Source organism: Rhodococcus sp. NCIMB 12038, from assembly GCF_002165735.1.
Classification (GTDB): Bacteria; Actinomycetota; Actinomycetes; order Mycobacteriales; family Mycobacteriaceae; genus Rhodococcus_F.
Genome location: NZ_NHML01000001.1, coordinates 436,970 through 457,292, shown reverse-complemented (window position 1 = coordinate 457,292; position 20,323 = coordinate 436,970). Strand labels below are relative to the sequence as shown.

General features: G+C 68.8%; 18 protein-coding genes. 2 read left to right on the top strand and 16 right to left on the bottom strand.

Translation table 11 applies throughout. From position 1 onward, the window contains the following. Positions 1-6 precede the first annotated feature (6 nt). From CA951_RS02040 to CA951_RS01965, 16 genes are all read right to left on the bottom strand, one after another. Entirely contained in the window at positions 7-888 is an 882-nt protein-coding gene (locus tag CA951_RS02040; protein ID WP_087555235.1) for an aldo/keto reductase, read from the bottom strand. A gap of 27 nt (positions 889-915) precedes the next feature. Continuing rightward, a complete protein-coding gene (locus CA951_RS02035; RefSeq protein WP_256973191.1) occupies positions 916-1,098 on the bottom strand; it encodes a hypothetical protein in 183 nt (60 codons plus the stop codon). A gap of 4 nt (positions 1,099-1,102) precedes the next feature. Further along, entirely contained in the window at positions 1,103-2,707 is a 1,605-nt protein-coding gene (locus tag CA951_RS02030) for a GMC family oxidoreductase (protein WP_087555234.1), read from the bottom strand. Further along, positions 2,704-4,215: an aldehyde dehydrogenase family protein gene (locus tag CA951_RS02025; protein WP_087555233.1), complete on the bottom strand. Its 1,512-nt coding sequence runs from the start codon at positions 4,213-4,215 to the stop codon at positions 2,704-2,706. The genes CA951_RS02030 and CA951_RS02025 overlap by 4 nt, the downstream gene beginning before the upstream one ends. A gap of 16 nt (positions 4,216-4,231) precedes the next feature. Then, entirely contained in the window at positions 4,232-5,350 is a 1,119-nt protein-coding gene (locus CA951_RS02020; protein ID WP_087555232.1) for a Zn-dependent alcohol dehydrogenase, read from the bottom strand. A 34-nt stretch (positions 5,351-5,384) separates the two neighbouring features. Further along, positions 5,385-6,410: an ABC transporter permease gene (locus tag CA951_RS02015; RefSeq protein WP_087555231.1), complete on the bottom strand. Its 1,026-nt coding sequence runs from the start codon at positions 6,408-6,410 to the stop codon at positions 5,385-5,387. After that, positions 6,407-7,924, bottom strand: coding sequence for a sugar ABC transporter ATP-binding protein (locus tag CA951_RS02010; RefSeq protein WP_087555230.1), 1,518 nt, complete (start codon positions 7,922-7,924; stop codon positions 6,407-6,409). Before CA951_RS02010 ends, CA951_RS02015 begins: the two co-directional genes overlap by 4 nt. Next, a complete protein-coding gene (locus CA951_RS02005) occupies positions 7,921-8,952 on the bottom strand; it encodes an ABC transporter permease (RefSeq protein ID WP_087555341.1) in 1,032 nt (343 codons plus the stop codon). Before CA951_RS02005 ends, CA951_RS02010 begins: the two co-directional genes overlap by 4 nt. A 45-nt stretch (positions 8,953-8,997) precedes the next feature. Continuing rightward, the gene (locus CA951_RS02000; protein ID WP_087555340.1) at positions 8,998-10,038 is read right to left on the bottom strand and encodes a sugar ABC transporter substrate-binding protein; all 1,041 of its coding nucleotides are present in this window, start codon (positions 10,036-10,038) and stop codon (positions 8,998-9,000) included. Between the two features lie 65 nt (positions 10,039-10,103). Continuing rightward, positions 10,104-11,291 carry an acyl-CoA dehydrogenase family protein gene (locus CA951_RS01995; RefSeq protein WP_087555229.1) on the bottom strand — a complete coding sequence of 396 codons (1,188 nt, stop codon included), beginning with the start codon at positions 11,289-11,291 and terminating at the stop codon, positions 10,104-10,106. Positions 11,292-11,303: 12 nt separating this feature from the next. Beyond that, the gene (locus tag CA951_RS01990; RefSeq protein WP_087555228.1) at positions 11,304-12,866 is read right to left on the bottom strand and encodes a CoA-transferase; all 1,563 of its coding nucleotides are present in this window, start codon (positions 12,864-12,866) and stop codon (positions 11,304-11,306) included. Between the two features lie 272 nt (positions 12,867-13,138). After that, positions 13,139-14,152: a LacI family DNA-binding transcriptional regulator gene (locus tag CA951_RS01985; RefSeq protein WP_087555227.1), complete on the bottom strand. Its 1,014-nt coding sequence runs from the start codon at positions 14,150-14,152 to the stop codon at positions 13,139-13,141. A gap of 101 nt (positions 14,153-14,253) precedes the next feature. After that, entirely contained in the window at positions 14,254-15,306 is a 1,053-nt protein-coding gene (locus CA951_RS01980) for an alcohol dehydrogenase catalytic domain-containing protein (RefSeq protein ID WP_087555226.1), read from the bottom strand. Beyond that, positions 15,303-16,331: a Gfo/Idh/MocA family protein gene (locus CA951_RS01975; RefSeq protein ID WP_087555225.1), complete on the bottom strand. Its 1,029-nt coding sequence runs from the start codon at positions 16,329-16,331 to the stop codon at positions 15,303-15,305. The genes CA951_RS01980 and CA951_RS01975 overlap by 4 nt, the downstream gene beginning before the upstream one ends. Next, entirely contained in the window at positions 16,328-17,680 is a 1,353-nt protein-coding gene (locus tag CA951_RS01970; protein ID WP_087555224.1) for an MFS transporter, read from the bottom strand. Before CA951_RS01970 ends, CA951_RS01975 begins: the two co-directional genes overlap by 4 nt. Positions 17,681-17,876: 196 nt before the next feature. Then, positions 17,877-18,302, bottom strand: a complete 426-nt coding sequence (locus CA951_RS01965; RefSeq protein WP_087555223.1) for a pyridoxamine 5'-phosphate oxidase family protein — start codon at positions 18,300-18,302, stop codon at positions 17,877-17,879. Positions 18,303-18,454: 152 nt separating this feature from the next. Here CA951_RS01965 and CA951_RS01960 point away from each other — a divergent pair, with 152 nt between their 5' ends. Together CA951_RS01960 and CA951_RS01955 are read left to right on the top strand one after the other, a co-directional pair. Next, positions 18,455-19,507, top strand: coding sequence for a Dyp-type peroxidase (locus CA951_RS01960; RefSeq protein WP_087555222.1), 1,053 nt, complete (start codon positions 18,455-18,457; stop codon positions 19,505-19,507). Next, a complete protein-coding gene (locus CA951_RS01955) occupies positions 19,504-20,310 on the top strand; it encodes a family 1 encapsulin nanocompartment shell protein (protein WP_087555221.1) in 807 nt (268 codons plus the stop codon). The genes CA951_RS01960 and CA951_RS01955 overlap by 4 nt, the downstream gene beginning before the upstream one ends. Positions 20,311-20,323 lie beyond the last annotated feature (13 nt).

Genomic DNA, 20,323 nt, shown 5'->3' with positions numbered 1-20,323 from the left:
CGGCGGTCAGGGCGGGGTGGGCGCCTCCTCCCGAATCAGTCCGGCGGCGCGCAGGTCCTGCCAGAATTCGGCCGGGATCGGGTGTTCGAGCCAGGCCGCATTCTGCCGCAACTGGTCGCAGTTCCTGGCGCCCAGCAGAAGTTCCCGCACCGCGGGATGCGCGGCCGCGAACTGAATCGATGCCGCCGCCAACGGAACCTCGTGACGCGCGCAGAACTTCTCGATGTCGCGAACCCGGCCCAAAACCTCTTCCGACGCCGGCTGGTAATTGAACTTCGCGCCGGGCACCGCGCCGGTGGCCAGGACGCCCGAGTTGAACACGCCGCCGAGCACGATCGCGACGTCGCGCTCCGCCGCGAGCGGCAGCAGGTCCGTCACCGGATCCTGTTCGAGCAGTGTGTATCTGCCCGCGAGCAGGACGCAGTCGAGGTCGACATGTTCGAGGGCGTCGACGCAGACGTCGGCCTCGTTGACCCCGACACCGATCGCCCGGACCACGCCCTCGTCCCGCAACCGGATCAGCGCGGGAAACGCACCCGCGAGCGCCTCCGCGAACCGCGCGGGCTGGGCGTCGCCGTGCGTGTACCGGTCGACGTCGTGCACGTAGAGGACGTCGAACCTGTCCTGGCACATGCGCTGCAGGCTGTCCTCCACCTGCCGCAGCACCGCGTCGTACGAGTAGTCGAAGTCGGCCCGGAACGGTGGTGTGTCCACCCAGATCCCGGTGTCGAACGACCGCACACCCATGTTCCACGCCTCGGCGATCTGCGCCTGGGCGTCCGTCTCGGGGATCGGCCGGAAGATGTTGCCGATGGGCGCACCGCCGTAGCCGAGGAGGGTGACGTCGAAGCCGGCGCGCCCGAATGTCCGGCTGTCGTTCCCCTTCACGGTGTCTCGCCTCCGTCGCGCCAGTCCTTACTTCTCACCCCAGCTGCGGCGGTAGACGACGGGCAACTCCGCATCGGCGGACGGGGCGACGCCCGGCCGGAGCACGACGAGGTGCCCCGGACCTCCGTGGGAGAGATTCTCAATCGACGGGAGTGCGAGTTCGACGGCTTCCCTGGCGATGGCCTCGGTCACTCCGGAAAAAGTGGTCATCCGGTCATCCTTCCCCACGGATCAGATCGATCGCTTTCTCGGCGATCATCACCGTGGGAGCCTGCGTGTTGGAACTGACGATCCGCGGCATGACGGACGAGTCGACCACCCGCAGACCCTCGATTCCCCTCACCTTCAGTTCCGGTGAGACCACGGCGTCGTCGCCGACGCCCATCGCGCACGTGCCGACCGGGTGGTATGAGGTACGACCGTATGCGCGAACGAACTTCACGTAGTCGTCCTTGGTGTTCACCGACAGGCCGCCTGCCAGGTGCTCCGCCTTGATGTGGCGGGCCATCGACGACTGCGCCGTGATCTCCCGGCTCTGCCGCAGCCCCTCGATGCTCGACTCGAGGTCGAAGTCGGTGGCGAGGAAGTTCGGGTCGATCAGCGGCTGGGCGGTGGGGTCGTTCGACCTGATCTTCACCGAACCGCGGCTCTCCGGCCGCAGCGCGTACGAGTTCAGGGTGCAGCCGTATCCCGGACGGACTGCCGCGACACCGGCCTCGACGCCGGCGGCGGGCAGGAAGTGGAACTGCAGGTCCGGGATCGACTCCGCCGCGTGCCCGAAACTGAACCCGCCCGCCTCGACGACGGTCGACGCCAACGGGCCCCGCCGGAAGGCCGCGTACTCGAGACCCGCCTTGGCCGTGGCCGGACGGATCAGGTTCAGGCGGTCGAGGCTCTGGTATTCGCGGAGTTCGTAGATGACGTCGAGGTCGCAGTGATCGTGCAGGTTCCGGCCGACACCCGGAAGGGCATGGTTCACACCGACGTTCGCGTCCCTGAGGTCGTCGGGGTGGCCGATTCCCGACAGCTGCAGGATCTTGGGTGATCCGAACGCGCCCGCGGCGACGAGCACCTCACGCGACGCGCGGAACGTCTCCACACCGTGCGGGGTGAGCACCTCGATCCCCGTGGCGCGTCCGCCGTCGAGCAGAACCCGCGACACGGTGACGTTCTCCCGGACCGTCAGGTTGGGCCGCTTCCTGGCGGGTGCGAGATACGCGACCGCGGCGCTGCACCGGCGGGCGTTCTTCGTGGTCGTCTGGTAGAGGCCGACACCGTGCTGGTGATCGCCGTTGAAGTCGCCGTTGAACGGCAACCCGAATTCCTGCCCCGCCTGGACGAACGACTTCGACAGCGGATGGGGGTTCACGGGATCGGAGACCCCGAGCGGGCCGTCGGTCCCGTGGTACGGCGCCGACAGCCGTTCGTTGTCCTCGGACCGGAGGAAATATTTCTGGATCTCGTCGAACGACCATCCGGCGCAACCGTATTTGAGCGCCCATTCGTCGTAGTCCTCGTGCGCGCCGCGGGTGAACACCTGCGCGTTGATCGAGCCGCCGCCGCCGATGACCTTGCCCTGAGCGAGCGGGATGACGCGCCCGTTGCAATGCTCCTGCGGGACGCTCGAGAATCCCCAGTCGTATTTGCTCGAGGTGAGTTTCGCGAACCCCGCGGGGACGTGGATGAATGGGTGCCGGTCGTTGCCGCCGGCCTCGAGCAGGAGAACCCGGACCGTCGGGTCCTCGGTCAGCCGTCCGGCCAGTACACACCCCGCGGTGCCGCCGCCTGCGATGACGTAGTCGTACGTGCCGGCACTCATCGGTTGCCTCCGGTCCAGTTCGGGAACACGCGGGTGCGTGGTCCGGTGCGGATCTGAATGCTCTTGACGTCGGTGAACTCGTCGAATCCGGCCTGCCCCATCTCGCGGCCGAACCCGCTCTGCTTCATGCCGCCCGCGGGCAGTTGCGGGGCGCCGTCGATGGTGGTGTTCACCCACACGCGGCCGCTGCGCATCTCCTTCGCCACCCGCAGCGCCTTGTCGATGTTCTTGGTCCAGATCGACCCGGCGAGTCCGTATTCCGTGGCGTTGGCGAGCCGGATGGCGTCGTCGACGTCGCTGAACCGGGTGACGGTGAGGACGGGACCGAAGATCTCCTCCTGGAAGGCGGCGGACTCTTCGGCCACGCCGTCGAGGATGGTGGGGGCGACGAAATGCCCTCTCCCCCAGTTCTCTCCGTCCAGCCGGGTGCCGCCGGTGAGGACGGTCGCGCCGTCCCGCCGCGCCGCGTCGATGTGCCCGAGCACCTTCTCGAGGTGGCCGGCGTCGATCATCGGGCCCAGCTCGCTCCCCTCGTCGAGCGGCCCGCCGACCGTGATGCGGGCCGCGGCCTCGACGAGTCGCGCGACGAACGCGTCTGCGATCGAGTCCTGGACCAGGAGCCGGGCCCCCGACACGCAGCACTCACCCTGGTTGAAGAACACACCGAACAGGACGCCGTCGAGTGCGTCGCCCAGGTCGGCGTCGTCGAACACGACGCTGGCCGCCTTGCCGCCCAGTTCCATCGACAGCCGCTTGACGCTGCCGGCCGAGGCCTCGACAATCCGTTTGCCGGTGGCCGTGCTCCCGGTGAACGACAGGATGTCGACCAGGCGGCTCTCGGCGAGCGGAGCACCGACCTCGGTGCCCGCCCCGGTCACCACGTTCACCACCCCGTCGGGGACCCCGGCCTCGGCGAGCAACCGGGCCAGCTCGACGGCGGTGCCGGACGTGAACTCGGACGGCTTGACCACCGCCGTGCAGCCCGCGCCCAGCGCGAACGGCAGCTTCTGCGCGAGCAGGAGCAGCGGGAAGTTCCACGGGATGATCATGCCGACCACACCGGCGGGTTCGCGGACCACCATCGCGGTGCAGTTTTCGCCGAGCGCGGTGTGCGCCTCGCCGTGCATCGTCATGGCCAGCGCCGCGGCGTACTCGAACAGTTCGATGCTCGCCCCGACGTCGCCGCGGGCCAGGGTGATCGGCTTGCCGGACTCCTCGGCGTCGATCCGGGCGAGGCGTTCCTCGTCCCGGCGCATCAGCCCTGCACAGCGCAGCAGTGCCCGGCCGCGGTCCATCGCCGTCCAGCGCGGCCACGCGCCGTCGTCGAAGGACTCCCGCGCGACCGCGACCGCGTGGACGGCGTCGGCGCGGGTGCCCGCGGTGAACGTGGCGACCACGCGGCCGTCGGCCGGGCCCACCCGTTCGATGATGTTCCCGGACGGGGGCACGCTGCGCCCGCCGATGAAATGTCCGTAGCTTCGGATCTGTGTTGCTTCGACTGTCGACATCTTTGGCAGTTCCTCGTCAGTGTTCGTGGATCAGGACACCACGCAGGTTGAGGCCCGCGTGCATGTCCACGTATGCGTCGTTCACCTGGTCCAGCGTGTAGCGCCGGGTGATCAGTTCGTCGAGTTTCAGTCGCCCCGACTTGTAGTAGTCCAGCAGCGCCGGGATGTCCCGCGTGGGGTTGCAGTTGCCGAACAGGACCCCGCGCAGATGCTTCGCGTAGACCACCAGTTCGAGCGGGCTGATCGGGATCCCGGGTGTGTTCTGGCCGATCGACACGACCGCGACGGTTCCCTCCTTGCGGACGGCGCCGAACGCGTCGGCGATCAATTGCCCGTCCACCACCCCGACCGTGACGACGGCGCTGTCGGCGCCCTGACCGTTGGTCACCGAGCGGACGAACGGCATCGCCTCGTCGATCGACGCGTACGCGTGGGTGGCCCCGAGTTCGAGGGCGCGTTCGCGTTTGAACGCGACCGGGTCGACGGCCACGACGTGTGCGGCACCGGCGTGGTGGGCGCCCTGCACGGCGTTGATCCCCACACCGCCGACACCGACGATCAGGGCGGTGTCCCGCGGGCGGACGCCCGCGCCGTTCACGGCGGAGCCCCAGCCGGTCGCGACCCCGCACGACACCAGGCAGGCCACGTCGAAGGGGATGTCCGCGTCGATCTTCACGGCCTGCGCCTGGGACGTGACAAGGTAGTTCGCGAACGTGCCGAGGCGTTGCATCGCGCCGATCGGCCGCCCCGACTGCGTGGCGAACCGCGCCGTTCCGTCGAGCATGAAACCAGCCTCCATACCGGCCCCCGTATCGCAGATATATTGCATCCCCTGCGCGCACCAGGCGCAAGTTCCGCAGGCGGGGAGGTAGGCGGTGGCGACGTGATCGCCGACGGCGAGCCGGGTCACCCCGGGACCGACGGCGTCGATCACCCCGGCACCCTCGTGACCGCCGACCAGCGGCAGCGTGTTGGGGATGTCGCCGGTGACGAGGTGATCGTCGGAGTGGCACAACCCGGACGCCATCACCTTGATCCGCACCTCCCCGGGACCGGGCTCGGCGAGGACGAGATCGTCGACCTCCCATTTACCGCCCACTTCGTGAATCACCGCACCGCGTGCCGTCGTACTCATCGTTCTCCTTCGAATCTCACACTGACACAGAGTCTTATTTGATGATCGAGAGCCGGCTGCGGTCGAGCGTCACGGCGACCGCGACGATGACGACCACGCCGTACACGATCTGCTGGAAGCTGGGGTCGATGCCGGCAACCGAGCCACCCACCCGGAGGACGGTGACCACCAGTGCGCCGACGAGCACCCGCCACGCGCCGCCGATTCCACCGGTGATGGCGCAACCGCCGACCAGCACGGCCGCGATCGCGGGGAGCAGCAGCGAATCCGCGAGTTGCGGCGCGGCGCTCTGCTGCTGGGCCGACAGCACGATGCCCGCGGCTCCCGCGAAGAAGCCGGACAGGGCGAAGGCTCCGACCCGGACGCCCCGGGTCCGGACGCCGCTCATCATCGCCGCGATCTCCCCCAGCCCGACGAGGTGGAAGACGTTGCCCCGCGGCGAGAACCGCATCGCGCAGAACACCGCGGCCACCGCGGCCACGCCCGCCCACACCGCCATCGGCAGTCCGAGCACCGTCCACGAACTGAGCCAGAAGATCGCGTCGTACCCTTCGCTGATGTAGATGGTGGTCGACCCCGAGGCGACGAGCGCGACCGCACCCCAGAATCCCAGGGCGCCGAGCGAGACGACGAACGACGGGACCTGCCCGAACACGATCAGCAGACCGGTCAGCGCACCGATCAGGGTGAGCGCCACCAGGGTGACGACGACGGCGAGCGGGCCGAGCGAACCGATCGCCGTCGCCAGGATCACCGTGGCGAGCGACGCGAGCGCCGCCACCGACAGGTCGATGCCGCCGGTGAGGATGACGAACATCTGGCCCAGCCCGAGCAGCAGGATCGGGACCGCCTGCGCCGAGACCACCGCGAGGGCATTCATCGACAGGAAGTTCGGTTCGGCGAGCGCGACGAGGAGCACGAGCGCGACCAGCACGACCGACGGTCCCGCCAGGCGCAACCGGTCCCGCGTCGTCCGGGACACCGCGGCGGCCGCACCCCCGGGTGCGCGCGTCTCGGCGGAAGTCCTTTCGGTGGAAGTTCTTGTTGCCACGGCGATCACATCATCTTCTCGAGGAGTTGGAGTTTGCTGGGCGGGTTTCCGGGCGGCGAGTCGAACTCGGCGGTGATCTCGCCGTCGCGCATCACGATCACGCGGTGGCCGAGGCCGATCGCCTCGTCCAGGGTGTCGGCGAGCACCAGGATCGCGACTCCCCGCTCGGACAGGTCGCGGAACAGGGCGTACAGGTCTTCCTTCGCGCCGATGTCGAGACCGCGGGTGGGGTGGTCGAGCACCAGGACCTTCAGTCCGTCGCCCAGGATCCACTTGGCGACCACGGCCTTCTGCTGGTTGCCGCCCGACAGTCGCGCGATGTCGGCGTCGGGGTCGGCGGGCCGGATGCCGAGTTTCTCGATCCAGGTGCGCGCGGTCGCCTGCACCCGGGCGCCGGAGGAGATCCGGCCGCCGCCCGCCTTCACCGGGTGCACCGTCGCGATGTTCTGCGCGACGGTCGCGCCGGCGATCATGCCCTCGACGCGACGCTCGGCGGGAACGTACGCGACACCGGACCGCACGGCGTCCGCGGGTGATCGGGGCGCCGAACGCTGCCCGTCGATCTCGACGGTTCCGGAGTCGACGGGGACGGCGCCGAACACGGCGCGGGCCACCTCCTCGCGGCCGGAGTCGACCACCCCCACCACCGACACGATCTCGCCGGCGTGGACGTCGAGCGAGACGCCCGTCGCCTTGCCGCCGCACGTGAGGTTGCGGACCGACAGCGTCGGTGTGCCGGTCCTGGGGACGGCGCGTTTGCGTTCCGACGAGTAGATCTCCTCGGCGGCGCCCTTCCCGATCATCAGCTGGTACAGCTCGGATTCTGTTGCCGCCGCGGCGATCCGCTCGCCGACGACCTTGCCGTCGCGTAGCACGTACACGCGGTCGGAGAAGCGGAGGACCTCGTCGAGACGGTGGGAGACGAAGATGACGGAACCGCGTTCCTTGAGGGCGGTGACCCGGCGGTGGAGCACCTCGACGTCCTCGGGTTCGAGGACGGATGTCGGCTCGTCGAGGATGAGGAGCGGCGGGTGTTCGGACTGCCTGGACGCGACGGCGCGCGCCACCTCCACCATCTGGCGCTGCGCGAAACCGAGCGTTTCGGTGAGCGCACCCGGGTCGACGGTCGACTCGACCACGGACAGCATGTCCTGGGCGCGGGCGCGGATCCGGCGCCGGCGGAGGAATCCGGCACGGGCGGTGTCGCCCTCGTGCCCGAGGACGAGGTTCTGGCCGACGGTGAGGTTCGGCAGCAGCGACTGCTCCTGATGCACCACCCCGATCCCGTGGCCGGCGGCGTCGGCCGGGCTCGAGAAGCTCACCTCGCGCCCGCCGAGGACCATCCGGCCGCCGTCCTGGCGGTGCACTCCCGCGAGGATCTTGAGCAGTGTCGACTTGCCGGCGCCGTTCTCGCCGATCAGTCCCACCACCTCGTTCGGAGCGATGGACAGGTTCACGTCGTCGAGGACGGTGTTGGGTCCGAATTTCTTCGTGACGTTGCGGAGTTCCAGGAGAGATGTCATTTCACGACCCTCAATCGACTGCGGGCGGGCCATCCGGTCGCGATCACCGCGACCACGATGATGAGTCCCTGCGCGCCCTGCTGGATGTACGGGCTGGCGCCCGAGAGGAGAAGCCCGTTGCCGAGGACCACGAGGAGCAGCACACCCACCAGGGAGTGCAGGGGTCCACCGCGACCGCCGGACAGCAGGGTGCCGCCGACGACCACCGCGGACAGGGTGAGGAACAGGCTTCCCGATCCGACGCTCACGTCGCCGACACCGAGCCGGATGGTGGCCAGCACTCCCCCGAGCCCGGACAGCAGTCCGGCCACGGCGAACAGGATGATCTTGGTGCGCCCGACCGGGACACCCGCCAGGCGGCTGGTCGACTCGTCGCCGCCGATCGCGTAGGTGTGCATGCCGAGCCGGGTTCCCTTGCACAGCAACACTGTCACGGCCACGGCGGCGAGCGCGAACACCACGACGACGGGCAGTCCGAGCCAGTGGCCACCCGCCCAGGCGGCGAGCGCCGGGTCGGCGAGTTGGGGGGTGGTGGTGCCGAAGAGCACGGTGGCGACACCGAGCCCGACGAACCAGGTTCCCAGTGTGACGAGGAAGGACGGCACCCTGGCGACGACGTGCAGCACCCCGTTGGCCACCCCGAAGAGCAGTCCGACACCCAGCGCGATCAGGACCGCGAGGAGGCCGAGGTCGTTGCCGTTGACGCTGTTCGCCGCGAGCAGGACGAACGTCAGCCCGCTCGCCGCCATCACACCCTCGATCGACAGGTCCACGCCGCCCACCAGGACCACCAGTGTGGCGCCCATCGCGAGGACCACGGGAATCGCGGCCTGCTCCACGATCGCCATCGCATTGCTCGCCGTCGCGAACCCGGGCGCCAGTGCGGCGAAGACAGCGCACAGTCCGAGCAGGGCGGTGAGCGGGCCTGCGGTGGAGAGCAACCGTCGCACGCGGGGTCTGGTGGTGCGCGCGGTCGGGCGAGTTTCGGTGGGAGTCGTCACCTCCCCCGTCATTTCGGTCGTCGACATCGTCACTCCTTCGGAAGATTGTGTGGTTCGTGAATGGTGAGGGGGTTACCGGGCCACTGGGCCCGTGATGCGGGAGAAGGGATCCTGCACGGACCGTACGATCTCCTCGTCACTCGGCACGGTGCGGAACCGGTCGACGTTGCTCGCGGTGATCAGCGACTGGTCGACATAGAATTCGCGGTTCTCGCGGGGCAGCGACGCGACGTCGATTTCCCCTGTCATGGCCTGGTAGCAGATGGCGAGGCCCATCGCGCCGTTGAAATAGGGGTCGGTCGTGTACGTGGAGAGCAACTCGCCGTCGGCGATGGCGCCCAGCCCTTCCGGGGTGGCGTCCGCGGCGCTGGCGATCTTGATCTCGCCCGCCCGGCCTGCTTCACGCACGGCCTGCAGGGCGCCGAGGGCCATGGAATCGGTTGCGGCCCAAATGCCGTTCACCTGGTCGCCGTATTTGTTGAGCAGGGTCTGCGTGGTGGTGTACGCCTTGTTGCGGTCGAAGTCGGCGGGCTGGTCGTCGAGCAGGGTGACGCCGGACTGTCCGTCCATGGCCTGCCGGAAGCCCTGGAATCGGGTCTGGCTGATCTCGTTGGCGAGCAACCCCTGCAGCGCGATCACACCGCCGGTGCCGCCGAGCGAATCGACGAGCGCCTTCCCCGTGTCGGCGCCCTGCTGGACCCCGTCGTAGGCGACGTAGGACGCCCACCCGTTCCCGACGTCCCAGGGGTGCAGGTCCGAGGGCTTGCTCCACTGGGTGACCGCGCACCCGCCGCTGTTCTGCACGGCGCGCACGATCGCCGGGGTGTCGGCGCTCGTGTTCGGATTGATGTTGAGCAGGACGGTCTTTCCCGCGGCGAGCACGGATTGCAGCTGCGACAGCGCGTTCTGCGAGTCGCCGCCGTAGACGATCACCTTCAGTTCGATCCCCAGCGATTCGGCGTAGGCGCGGCTGCCCTGCACCCACGCGGCCTCGTACGGGTTGGTCAGCGACCGGACCTCGGAGACCATCACCATGTCGCCGCGATCGACGGCGGCGCCGTCCCGCTCCGTCCGTTCCGATCCCGTCGAGCAGGCGACGGCGGAACTCGCCATGACGGAGATCGCCGCGGCAACGCCGACGGCGCGGACGGCCGCCCTGACCGATCGTTTCGCCGGTGTCATCGTTCGTCCGAGCCGGTGCCCGCAGCACCCTTGAGCACTGCCCGGCTGATGATGAGCCGCTGCATTTCGCTGGTGCCTTCGTATATCTTCGTGATGCGGGCGTCGCGGTAGAGGCGCTCCACCTCGTACCCGCGGATGAAGCCGTTGCCGCCGAACACCTGCACGGCGGCGTCGGCGTGGCGCACGCATCCCTCGGACGCGTACAGCTTGGCCATCGAGCAGAGCGTCTCGGCGTCCGCCGCGCCGGTGTCGAGGGCCCGCGCCGCCTCGACCGACAGCGCGGTGCCGGCCCGCAGTTCGGTGGCGACGGTGGCGAGGGAGAACGAGATGCCCTGGTTCGCGGAGATCGGCTTGCCGAACTGGCTGCGGTCGAGGGACTGCCGGGTGGCGGCGTCCAGCGCGGCGCGGCTGATGCCGAGGCTCAGCCCCGAGATCCCGAGACGGCCCTTGGCCAGCACCTTCATCATGTAACCGAACGCTTGGCCCTCCTCGCCGAGGAGCGCGCCGGGCAACAGCCGGACGGAGTCGAACACCAGACCGCCGACCTGGGACGCCCGCTGACCCATCTTGTGTTCGTGGTAGGCGCGGCTGACCCCGGGCTGGTCGACGTCCACCAGGAACACCGAGATGCCGCCGCGCTTCCCCAGTTCGGGCTCGGTGACGGCGAGGACGACCGCGAAGTCCGCGACCGGGGCGTTGTGGATGTAGATCTTCTCTCCGCTGAGCACCCAACCGTCGCCGCTGCGCACCGCCCGCGTGGTGATCGACCCGAGGTCGGATCCGGACCCCGGCTCGGTGAGCGCGTAGGCGCAGCGCTTCTCGGCGGAGAGCATCGGGCGCAGGTACTGCTCCTGCTGCTCGGGGGTGCCGTAGTTGCCGAGCAGGCTGCCGAGGATCTCGACTAGTCCGCACTGGTCGGCCACCGACGCATACCCGTAGGACAGCGACTCCATGACGAACAGGTAGTCGAGGGCGGTGCCGCCGAATCCGCCGAACTTCTCGGGCACGGTGATGCCGAAGAGCCCGATCTTGCCCATCTCGGCGTAGATCTCTTCGGGGAATCGTTCGGTCTCGTCCAGTTCGCCGGCGACCGGCCGGATCCGTTCGTCGACGAACTCCGCGACGAGCTTGCGTTCGTCGGTTCCGAGTACGGACGACGGAATGACACTGTTTCCGGTTGGCATGTAATTGTCTCCTCAGATGTGTACGGCGACGGGGGCGAACAGCCCCGCGTCCATCAGGCGTGGGTTCTTGATGATCGGACGGAATCCCATGTGCGGCAGAATGTCCCGATCGATGTCGATACCGGGAGCGATCTCGGCGAGTTCGAGGCCGTCCCGGGTGAGCACGAAGACGGCACGTTCGGTGACGTACACCGCCTCGCGTCCCTCGCGGACGGCGAGGGCGCCGGAGTAGGTGACCTGGTCGACGCGGTCGACGAACTTCGGCACCGATCCTTCCCGCCGGATCACCAGTTCTCCCCCGACGATCTCGACGTCCAGTCCGCGGGCGGTGAAGGTTCCGCAGAACACGGCGCGCGGCGAGTTCTGGGAGATGTCGATGAACCCGCCCGGTCCGACGATGCCGCCGCCGATCTTGCTGACGTTGACGGCCCCGGTGACATCGACCTCGGCCATGCCCAGGCAGCTGACGTCGAGCATGCCGCCCGAGAACAGGTCGAACTGGGTGGTCGACGAGTGCACGACCTTCGGTCCGCGCGCGGCCCCGAACAGATCGCCGGAGACGGGGATGCCGTCGATCAGCCCCTGCTCGATGGCGAGTGTGACGTCGTCCAGGCGGTCCTGTTCGGCGAGCGCGTCCACGACCAGGGCGGACACCCCGAAGCCGACGTTCAGGACGTCGCCGTCCCGGACCTCGGCGGCGGCCCGCCGGGCGATCAGCATGCGGATCGGATCGTGGTTCGTGGCGCCGAAGCCGGCGTTCGCCGCGTCGCCGGACAGTTCCGGGTCGAATTCTCCCGCGTACGTCTGCCACTGGGCCGGCGCGTGGACGACGTCGTCCACCAGGACCGCCGGGATGTGCACGAGCCGCGGGTCGATCGGCCGGTCGAGCAGATTCTTCACCTGGACGATGACCCGGCCGCCGCAGGCCTTCGCCGCCTGGGCGACGGCCAGCGCGTCGAGCTGCGCGGCCTCCCCCGAGCACGTGACGTTGCCGGACGGGTCGATGGAATCGCCGCGGACGATGGCCACGTCGACGGGAAACGGCTTGTAGCGCAGGTACTCACGACCGTCGAGCGTGAGGAGTTCGACGAGATCCTCGGTGGCGGACGGGGTGAACTTGCCGCCACCGTGCCGCGGGTCGACGAACGTGTCGAGGCCGGTGGCGGTGACGAGTCCCGGCCGGCGCGCGCCGATCTCCCGCAGCAGTTGGCTGATCGCGCCGCCGGGCCACGCGTACGCCTCGATCTCGTCGTTGCGGACGAGTTCGATCATCGTGGGCGACCACGTCCAGTGCCCGCCGATGACCCGCTTGATCATGCCCTTGTGCGCGAGGTGGTTGGTTCCGCGGCGCACCCGGTCACCGATGCCGAGGGCGTGCACGATCGTGAGGTCCCTCGGCGATCCGGTCGCCAGAAAGCACTCTTCGAGCGCCTTCAGCACCGTGTCCGGTTCGAGGATTCCGCCGCCCGAACCGGTGAGGGCGATCGTCGATCCTGGCGCGATGCCGCTCACGGCTCGTGTCGCGGTGGTCGGTGTCCAGCGCCTCGCCGCGGCACCCGGTCCGGGATGTGTCATATCCGCTCCTGTAAATGCTTACATTTGGCCAATCGGTCCATGAACGCCATGTACCTCGGTTATTGACACACTATATTGTGAGCTGAGCAACATCAAGAAAGCGATTACACAATTTTTCCGAGACCTGTCCGGCTTCCGAAAGAGCACGATTCGCCGACGACTGTCCGTCGGCCTGCTTCACCGCACCGGCGCAGCACGGTGCGCCGGGGTGACATGGATGATCGACGGTTCGGCCGCCGATGCCGCCCGTACCGCCTAGGGAAGACCCCGGCTCAGCTCGGGACGGGACCCGTCGACTCGCGAATGACGACGTCCGCGGAGATCAGCGGCGGAGACGTGGTGGTCTCGTTGTTCAGGGCGGCGCGCATCAGCGACCACGCCTGGTCGCCCAGGTCGATCTTCGGGCTCACCACCGTGGTCAGGCGCGGCGCCAGGTGGCGCGCCATGTCGATGTCGTCGAAGCCGGTGACCGAAATGTCTTCGGGGACGCGGAGTCCGCGCTCACGCAGTTTCGAGATGACGCCGAGCGCGGTCAGGTCGTTGAAGCAGACGAGGGCGGTCGGCTCATGGGTGAGCGCCTCCTCCACGACGTCGTAACCACCCTCGATGGTCCCGTCGGACGGCACCGCCGTCGCCTCGATCCCGAGCACCTTCGCCATTTCGATGGCCCGCCACCGCTCGCGGTTCTGCCAGGCCAGGTCCGAGCCCTTGACGTAGACGATCCGGCGGTGGCCGAGCTTCGCGAGGTGACCGCACAGCTCCATCATCGGGGTGAAGTTGTCGACCGCGACCATGGGGAGATCGACCCCCAGTTCCACCCGGTTGACGAGCAGGACGGGAGTGGCCTGCCTGGCGAGTTCCTTCAGCCCGCTCGTCGGAATCCTCGACGAGAGCAGCACGAGGCCGTCGACCTGGCCGAGCAGGTCGAGCGCGGTGGCGAGTTCGTCGGCCGCGTCACCGGAGTAGTCGGCGACGAGCATGCGGTAGCCGTCGGCGGTGGCGCCGTGGTGCATCTGCTTCACGACGTCGAAGAAATACGCGTTGGCCAGGTCGGGCAGGATCACGCCCATGTTTCTCAGCGACCCGAGGACGAGTCCGCGGGCGGCGGTACTGGGCCGGTAGGACAGCTCCTCGGCGACCTTGTGGACCCGGGCCGCGAGGTCCGGGGTCACTGACGAGCTGCCGCTCATGACGCGGGAGACGGTGGCGATCGAGACGCCGGCGGCCTTCGCTACGGTGTTGATCGTGACGCGACGGCTCGCGGGCACTCGGGTCTGATCAGCCATCGCTGCCTCTACATCTCTCGTCGCCATTGCCACCGTCCACCCAGTACAGGGTGGAAACGCTTACAGCGTAGCGCGAAGGCGGCCCCGGATCACGCGGACGCTCACTCCCCGCGCAACAACGCGCGCGTTCCGAGCAGTTTCCGCGACGTCAGCAGCACCTTGACGTGCCTGCTGCCGTTCGATTCGAGCTCCTCGACCGCGCGGCCGAACTCGTCCAGCGGGAACGTCGCGGTGTGCAGCGGCGACGCGTCCACCTTCCCCGACTCGAGCAGTCCGGCCGCGTCGACGAAGTCCTGCCGCACGTAGTTCCGGCACGCCACGACGGACAGTTCGCGGGCGTAGAGCGCGCTGTAGTCGAGGGTCAGTTCGTGCCCGGGTTTCGCGGACGCGATCGCCACGTACCGGCCGCCCGGAGCGAGCACCCGCAGCGCCAGCCGAGCGGACTCCTGGGAGCACACCGTGTCGTAGACGAGGTCGACCGATTCGGTCCGGTCCCGGAGCCAGCCCTCGAGCGCGTCGCCCGAGTCCGTCGTGAAGTCGCTCATCCCGCACGCCAGGGCGGGCCGCTCCCGTTCGGTGTAGCGATCGACGCCGAACACCCGGACGCCCCGGCTCCGGGCCACCAGCGTGGTCGCTAGACCGATCGCCCCCGTCCCCACGACCAGTGCGGTGTCCCCTGCCGACACGCCCCCGCGGCCAACCACGTGCACACCGACGGCGAGCGGTTCGACGAGTGCCCCGAAACGGTCCAGCACCGCGTCGCTGACAGGCACGCACTGCGTCTCGGGGACGACGAACTCCTCACTGAAGCACCCGCGTGGATCCGACAATCCGAACACCCGGATGCTCGGGCAGTTGTTGATCCTGCCGTCGCGGCAGGCGCGGCACCGGCCGCACCCTGTGGTCGGGTAGACCATCACCGGTTGTCCGACGGTGAGACTCGTGCCCGGGCCCACACGGGACACCCGTCCGGCACACTCGTGACCCAGCACCGTGGGGTACGCGGCGACGGCGTTCCGGCCACGCAGGTGCGACAGGTCGCCGCCGCAGATCCCGGCCGAGTCGAGAGCGACGACCACCTCCCCCTCGCCGGGTTCCGCGACGTCACCGCGGTCGAGACGATAGTCGTTCGGACCGTCGACCCGAATACTCAAGACTGACATGCACTTTCCCTTTCCTCGGAGACGATCACCGGCGTCGTGCCGGCTGCGGCGGACCGGTAGGCGGCGTCGATCACCGACTGCACGCGCAACCCGGAGCGGGCGTCGGACAGCGGCGCCGCCCCGGCCGCCCAACTGGTGAAGACGTCTTCGTACAGCGACCGGAACCATGCCGTCATCGACAGCGGGTCGGGTCCGGACGCGTCGACGGACCCGTCGACGAGCGTGCGGGCACCGTCGCCGATCAGGACGAGCGAATCACCCACCAGCCGAAGCTGTCCCGCGTCGCCGAACAGGTGGATCGTCTCGGCGCCGCCCGGCCAGGCCGCCGTGCTCGCCGTCACCGACGCCGCATGCGTGCCCTGGTCGATCAGCAGGTGGATCGTGTCCTCGGCCTCGAGCCGCCCACGACTGGTGGCGGCCGCGGCGACGACACTGCGCGCCGGGCCGGTCAGCGACAGGTAGAGGTCGAGGGTGTGGATGGCCTGGGTGATCAGCACTCCGCCGCCGTCGCGGTCCCAGGTGCCGCGCCCGGCCGCGGCGTAGTAGGAGTCCGGCCGCCACAACGGAACGGTGACGGTGGCCGAGTGGAGGGTGCCGATCGCGCCGTCCGCGAGCAGTTGCCGGGCGCGGCCCGCCGCCTCCTTGTAGCGGTGTTGCAGCGTGACCGCGGACCGGACCCCGGTCCGTTCCGCCACGTCCACGATCGCCTGCGCATCGGACAGCGAGGCCGCCAGCGGTTTGTCGATCACCAGGTCCAGGCCGCGTTCGGCCAGCGCCGACGCGACCGCGAGGTGACTCGACGGCGGCGTGACCACCACGGCAGTGTCGGCGTCCAGGGCCGCTGCCGCGTCGAGACTCGGAAGGATTCGCGCCTCCGGTGCCAGTCGGTGGGCGGCGGCCGCCCTCTTCTCGTCGCGCGTCACCACACCGACCACGTCAGCGCCGACCGCCCGCAGGGCCGTGAGGTGCGCGGCGCTCGCGAGACCGGCCCCGACCACCACGACACGTCGGGTCACGACGCCGCCTCGGCGGGGGTGCCCGCACCCACGCTCCGGCCGAGGGTCTCGGGGAGCAGGGCGATGCCGATCAGACCCACCACGCTCAAGCCCATGAGGTAGCTCGCGACGAGCCAGGGTGCTCCGCCGGCGACGGCGACGAGGGCCGTGGCGACCAGCGGAATCGTGCCGCCGACCACCGCGGCGGGGATCTCCCGGGAGATCGCGATGCCGCTCCAGCGGATCTTGGTGGGGAACAGTTCGGAGAGCAGCGCGCCGCCCGGTCCGGACGTCGTGCCCTGGACGAGGCAGATGCCGAGGATCAGCGCCAGCCCGACCATCCACGGCGACCGGGTGTCCAGCATCATGAACATCGGGAACGGGAAGACGATCCCGAAGACCGCTCCGGCCAACAGGACCGGCTTGCGGCCGATCCGGTCGGCCAGGCGGCCGAATCCGAGGATGACGGGGATGGCGCAGAACTCGGCGACGATCAACCCGATCAGGGCCTGGGTGGAATCGACGCCGAGGGTCTTGGTCACGAACGACAGCGCGAAGACCTGCATGACGTAGGCCCACGGAATCACGAAGCTGAACAGGGCGAGCCCGCACAGGATCTGCCGCCAGTGGTTGCGGACCGCCTCGACGAGCGGCGCACGGTCGACCTCACCGTGCTGAGCAGCCTCCTCGAATACCGCCGTCTCGTTCACCTTCAGCCGCAGGTAGCCGGCAACGAGAACGATGACGGCGCTGGCCAGGAACGGAATACGCCAGCCCCAGGACAGGAAGAGGTCGTCGGGCATCAGCGTGAGCAACGCGAAGATCGCGGTGGCGCCGCCGGTCCCGACGTAGATCGCGGCCCCCGGATAGGCACTGGAGAGGGCCCGCCGGGAACTGTCGGTGGATTCGGTGACCATCGTGATCGCCCCGGCGAACTCGGCGCCCGCGCCTGCGCCCTGGAACAGGCGGAGGACGATCAGGAGGATCGGCGCCCAGACGCCGATCGCGTCGGCGGTGGGCAGAGCCCCGATCAGCGTCGTCGAGGCGCCCATCACGAGCAGGGTCATGAGGAGCATCGGCTTGCGGCCGATCCGGTCACCGAAGTGCGCGAACACCAGACCACCGATCGGGCGGGCACCGAGGCCGACGGCGAACGTCCCGAAGGCCGCCATCGTGCCGGCGAGGGATCCCGCCCCGGGGAAGTAGAGGGGCCCGAAGACGAGGGCGGCCGCGAGACCGTAGAGCGTGAAGTCGTACCACTCGATCACGGTTCCCGCCGCGCTCGCCTTGATCACCCGGCGGCGTTGCTGCCCCGCCGACCCGTGCGGCACCGCGGTCGACCGCTCGGTGCCGAGTTCGGTCATGCCCATCGAGAACTCCTGACTGTTAAGGGGAACTGCCGGAACCCGACCACTATGACCCACGTCACCGAATTTGTAAACGCTTTCTCAGTTACGCACCGGGATTCCCGTTCACACAGTTCACAGCTATATGCTCGACGAATCTGGACCGGAACCCGTCAGATATCGCTTTCTTCACTAGCGGTAGACGGGGTCGCCCCCACGGTCAGACGGAACCCATGTCCGCCGACAGCCAGCGCTCGGGGCGGAGGTAGATGGCGACCTGTTCGCCGAGTTCGGCCCTGGCGAAGTCGAGATAGCCGTCGACCTTGTCCGGCGCGAGATAGCGCTCGGTGATCTCCCGCAACTGGGCGTCGGTTCCCGGGACCGTTCGCGTCACCGCGCCTTCGACGGAGACGTACCGGACGGTGGGGTCGACTCGCTCGACCATCATCGTGAATCGCCCGGCCGCCTCGATCAGGCGTGCCTTCTCCGAACCGGCGCCGGTCAGTACCCACAGCTCACCCCCCGGGGCGTACTGATACCAGATCGGGACCATCAGAGGTCCGCGGCTCTCACCAGCGGAGACCGACAGCGCCGCAATGTGCGGCTCGGACAGGAACTGTTCGCGCTCGGACACAGACAATGACATGACCTCGACGGTAGAAGTCCCCGCCGACACATTCCGGAGGTCCGCGGCGGCGCGCGGGCCGATCGAATGGAACCTGACGGTCCGAAACGGTTAGATGGGACCTGAGGTTCCGGACAGTGCAGCGTCGTACGTCGGAGTGAACGGAGACACAGATGCCAGGCCCAGTCGCGAGATTGGCACCCCAAGCAGTCCTCACTCCGCCCAGCCCTGCCTCCCTGTTCCTGGTGGTGGTCGCCGGACCCTCCGACGAAGACCGCGCGACGGTGTGCGACGTGATCTCCGGCATCGACGGACCGCTCAAGGCCGTGGGATTCCGGGAACTCGCCGGCTCCCTGTCCTGCGTGGTCGGTGTCGGCTCGGAGTTCTGGGACCGCGTGAGCGCGTCGTCGAAGCCGGCTCATCTGCACCCGTTCGTCCCGCTGTCCGGACCGGCCCACAACGCGCCGTCCACACCCGGCGACGTCCTGTTCCACATCAAGGCCGCCCGCAAGGACCTGTGCTTCGAACTGGGCCGCCAGATCGTCTCCGCGCTGGGGTCCGCCGCCACCGTCGTCGACGAGGTGCACGGCTTCCGCTACTTCGATTCCCGCGACCTCCTCGGATTCGTCGACGGCACCGAGAATCCCACCGATGACGACGCGTCCGACGCGGCGCTGATCGGCGACGAGGACCCCGACTTCCGGGGCGGCAGTTACGTGATCGTGCAGAAGTACCTGCACGACATGGGTGGGTGGAGCACGCTGAGCACCGAGGAACAGGAACGGGTCATCGGGCGCACCAAGCTCGACAACATCGAACTCGACGACGACGTCCAGCCGAGCAATTCGCACGTCACCCTCAACAGCATCGTCGACGACGACGGCGTCGAGCACGAGATCCTGCGGGACAACATGGCATTCGGCAGCCTCGGCGAGGCCGAGTACGGCACCTACTTCATCGGGTACGCGAAGGATCCCGCCGTCACCGAGTTGATGTTGCGGAGAATGTTTCTCGGCGAGCCGCCCGGAAACTACGACCGCATCCTCGACTTCTCCACGGCGGCCACCGGCACGTTGTTCTTCGTGCCGAGCCGGGACGTGCTCGAATCGCTCGGCGACGCACCGGCCGTCGCGGAGCCGGCGCCCGAAGACCCGGTCGAGCCCGCCGCGGCCGACCCGTACGAACTGTCCCTGAAAATCGGTGGTCTCAAAGGAGTATCGCAATGAGTGATTCGAGCAATCTGCACCGCAACCTGGCACCCGTCACCGAGGCGGCCTGGCAGCAGATCGGCGAAGAGGCCACCCGCACGTTCAAGCGCCACGTCGCGGGCAGGCGCGTGGTCGACGTCGCGGGACCGTTCGGATACTCCTACTCGGCCCACAACCTCGGCCGGGTCAACCCGATCAAGACTTCCGACAGCAGGATCCGCGCCCAGCAGCGGCAGGTCGACCCGCTCGTCGAACTCCGGTTCCCGTTCACCCTGAGCCGCGCCGAGGTCGACGACGTCGCCCGCGGTTCCCTCGACTCCGACTGGCAGCCCGTCAAGGACGCCGCGAAGGCCGTCGCGTTCGCGGAGGACCAGTCGATCTTCCAGGGATTCGACGAGGCGGGCATCCGCGGACTCGGACCGTCCAGCGACAATCCGATTCTCAGTCTGCCGGAGGATCCGCTGCTGATCCCCGACGCCGTCGCCTCCGCGCTGTCGGCGCTGCGACTCGCCGGAGTCGAGGGACCGTATTCGGTGGTGCTGGACGCCGACGCGTACACCGCGGTCAGCGAGACCCGCGACGAGGGACACCCGGTGTTCCACCACCTGCGCGACCTGGTCACCGGCGACATCATCTGGGCACCGGCCATCAGCGGTGGATACGTGCTGTCCACGCGCGGCGGCGACAACCAGTTGACCCTCGGCACGGACCTGTCGATCGGCTACGACAGCCACACCGCCGACGAAGTCACGCTCTACCTCGAGGAGACGTTCACGTTCGCCTCGCTCACCGCGGAGGCGGCAGTCGTCCTCGCACGCTGACGCACACCGGGGC

Excerpts from the sequence above, each read along its gene's own strand:
- CA951_RS01955 (WP_087555221.1), top strand. The coding sequence starts at position 19,504 with ATGAGTGATTCGAGCAATCTGCACCGCAACCTGGCACCCGTCACCGAG.
- CA951_RS02010 (WP_087555230.1), bottom strand. The coding sequence starts at position 7,924 with ATGACATCTCTCCTGGAACTCCGCAACGTCACGAAGAAATTCGGACCC.
- CA951_RS02000 (WP_087555340.1), bottom strand. The coding sequence starts at position 10,038 with ATGGCGAGTTCCGCCGTCGCCTGCTCGACGGGATCGGAACGGACGGAG.
- CA951_RS01960 (WP_087555222.1), top strand. The coding sequence starts at position 18,455 with ATGCCAGGCCCAGTCGCGAGATTGGCACCCCAAGCAGTCCTCACTCCG.
- CA951_RS01965 (WP_087555223.1), bottom strand. The coding sequence starts at position 18,302 with ATGTCATTGTCTGTGTCCGAGCGCGAACAGTTCCTGTCCGAGCCGCAC.
- CA951_RS01995 (WP_087555229.1), bottom strand. The coding sequence starts at position 11,291 with ATGCCAACCGGAAACAGTGTCATTCCGTCGTCCGTACTCGGAACCGAC.
- CA951_RS01990 (WP_087555228.1), bottom strand. The coding sequence starts at position 12,866 with ATGACACATCCCGGACCGGGTGCCGCGGCGAGGCGCTGGACACCGACC.
- CA951_RS02030 (WP_087555234.1), bottom strand. The coding sequence starts at position 2,707 with ATGAGTGCCGGCACGTACGACTACGTCATCGCAGGCGGCGGCACCGCG.
- CA951_RS02020 (WP_087555232.1), bottom strand. The coding sequence starts at position 5,350 with ATGAGTACGACGGCACGCGGTGCGGTGATTCACGAAGTGGGCGGTAAA.
- CA951_RS01985 (WP_087555227.1), bottom strand. The coding sequence starts at position 14,152 with ATGGCTGATCAGACCCGAGTGCCCGCGAGCCGTCGCGTCACGATCAAC.
- CA951_RS02035 (WP_256973191.1), bottom strand. The coding sequence starts at position 1,098 with ATGACCACTTTTTCCGGAGTGACCGAGGCCATCGCCAGGGAAGCCGTC.
- CA951_RS02025 (WP_087555233.1), bottom strand. The coding sequence starts at position 4,215 with ATGTCGACAGTCGAAGCAACACAGATCCGAAGCTACGGACATTTCATC.
- CA951_RS01970 (WP_087555224.1), bottom strand. The coding sequence starts at position 17,680 with ATGGGCATGACCGAACTCGGCACCGAGCGGTCGACCGCGGTGCCGCAC.
- CA951_RS02005 (WP_087555341.1), bottom strand. The coding sequence starts at position 8,952 with ATGTCGACGACCGAAATGACGGGGGAGGTGACGACTCCCACCGAAACT.